The sequence below is a fragment of the Longimicrobium sp. genome (assembly GCF_036554565.1).
In the GTDB taxonomy this organism is placed as follows: Bacteria; Gemmatimonadota; Gemmatimonadetes; order Longimicrobiales; family Longimicrobiaceae; genus Longimicrobium.
Window position 1 is genome coordinate 1 of the sequence record NZ_DATBNB010000345.1, and the last position, 2,196, is coordinate 2,196.

Annotated in this window: 1 protein-coding gene; it reads right to left on the reverse strand. The window is 69.0% G+C overall.

The window, feature by feature from the left end; all coding sequences use genetic code 11:
- Positions 1–185 precede the first annotated feature (185 nt).
- Complete coding sequence (locus tag VIB55_RS09685; RefSeq protein WP_331876447.1) at positions 186–1,799, reverse strand: hypothetical protein; 1,614 nt, start codon at positions 1,797–1,799, stop codon at positions 186–188.
- Positions 1,800–2,196: the final 397 nt, after the last annotated feature.

Consider the following 2,196-nt stretch of genomic DNA (forward strand, 5'->3'; position numbering starts at 1 on the left):
ATGGCGCGCAGCTCCGCGAGAAGCTCTTCACGTTCGTCGTTGAGCACGAAGCCCGGGATTTCGAGCAGATCGATCATCAGGGCGGGGGTGGTGATCGGGGAAAACGCGCGAGCACCGGACAGGACCGGTGCTCGCGCCACCCCGTTCAAGGTCAGCCGTAGCGGGACCCGGCGCAAGACCCTCGTTCAGCGGCCGCCGACCCGGGCGAGAATCGCCGCCATGGCGGGATCGCGCCCCGCCCGGTAATCCGCCCAGCTGGCGGTGGCGGGCAGGTCGGGCGCAACGCTTGATGCGGAGAGATCGTGGCAGGGCGTTTCCGCGGGGCAAGGGGCGGGGGTGTAGCTGTGAAGGCCGTTGGCGAAGTGCGCATTGAAGCCCGAGTTGGGCAGGCGCACGTTGCCGCCTTCTGCCCACATCTCCAGGTCGTCACCCACCGGCTCGCCCACGATGGTGACGTCCCCCGCCTGGCGCCACGTAGCGACCTGCGTGATCCCCGCGGAGAACGTCGCTCGGCCCGTGATCACGAAGCGCCGCATCCCGGCCGTTCGCTCCACCAGCCGCTTCATCAGGTCCGCTGCGAGGGTGAGGTTGCCGCCGGTGTTGAAACGCACGTCCATCACGAACGCCTTCGGCCGGTGCTGCTCGACGGCGGCCAGTAGCCGATCGCCAAACTGCGCGGTCGTCTCATCCGCGGCGTTCTGTGACCGGTTGTACTGGAAGTACATGACCCCGCTCTCCGGCAGATATTGAAACCAGTAGTTGCTCCGGGGATTGCGCAGGTACAGCGGCAGCGAGTCCGCCCCGGCCAGCGCCTGCACCCAGGTCGAGTCGGCGCCTGGGTGCCTCGGCGACAGGTCCCACCACGCTTCCACCGCCCGCTCGCTGCGGGTGAGGGGCAGCGGCTTCAGCACCACGCGCCCTCGGCTGCCGTCTCCGCATCCCGAGATGCCCAGGTTCACCGAGTCCGCCGTCGGGATGATCCCGAACCCGTTGAGCACCTGCGGGCTGGTGAGCGAATACACGCTCTTGTACTCCGTCCACGAAGCGTTCCCCGCGAACAGGGGCGCCACGCGGACCCGCGCCTGCCGCGCGCCCGTGCCCCCGATCGTGTCCACGCGGCAGCCCAGCAGCGCGCGATGCGCCGGTGCCGTGCGTACGACGTACAGGCCGTCGCTGAACCACCAGAGGCGGATAGGTAGGCGCCGCAGCTCGGTTGCGTTCCTCAGCAGGTACAGGCGGGTGTGCGCGTTGCCGGCTAGGGCGATGGCTGATCCGAGCCGAACGATCACCTCGTTGTCGTTCAGCTCCGCCAGCCGCGAACGCGTGTCCGCGAGGTGCGCCAGGAATCGTGAGCGCTCGTCGGGGCTGAAGCTGCGGTCAAGTTCGATGAATCGCGTGGAGAGCGCGTCGATGTCCTGTTCCCACGCCTGGACGCGATTGGCCGGCTCGGGGTAGTCGGGAATGCGGCGCAGCGTGAAGGGCAGGGTATCGCGCCCCTGCGTCAGCGCCCCGACCAGCCGTCCCTCCCGCAGGACGCCGCGGAAGATTGCGGCTCCTTCACCCGCTCCCACCCTCACTGCAAACGAGTCGGCCGACAGCCGCGCCTCATCCGCGGGAAAGCTCCGTCCCAGCGTCTCCACCGTGCTCGAGTCGGCCCGCAGGGTGACGATAAAGAACTGGGGCCAGCGGGAGGTCTTCATCTCGCCTTCCCACGTTCCGTGCAGCGACGCGCCCTGTTGTGCGCTGAGGCCGCTCGCCGCGAAGGCGGAGACCAGGAGGACGCGGAAGATGGGGATCATGGTCGTCGTGGGCACGGAGCGGAGGGCGCGGCCGGCGGGAGTTCGCCGGCCGCGATACGGTGATCTGATGCCCCTCGCAGCCCATCGGTTTGAACTGAGCGGAAACAGGTGGGTCGGCGGGTCGGGTCCGGCGCCGGCGACGGCTTCCCTCTCCCGCGAGAGAGGGGAGAATTCCAACGCGCTTCGGCAGCATCGCGCGCGCGCGCGCTTGAAGCCCCGACGGCGACGCGACAGCGGGCGTCGCGACGGGGATTACCGCTTTCTCAGCTGCGGGTTTACCCGCTCTTGGGCATCAGGGCTGCGCTCTCAAACCGGGAAAGCGTGAGACCCACGACCGCGTCCGAGAACGACCCCGCGTAGACGCTACCACCCCCGGCGGCGGGAGAGGAGAGCAGGT

Excerpts from the sequence above, each read along its gene's own strand:
- VIB55_RS09685 (WP_331876447.1), bottom strand. The coding sequence starts at position 1,799 with ATGATCCCCATCTTCCGCGTCCTCCTGGTCTCCGCCTTCGCGGCGAGC.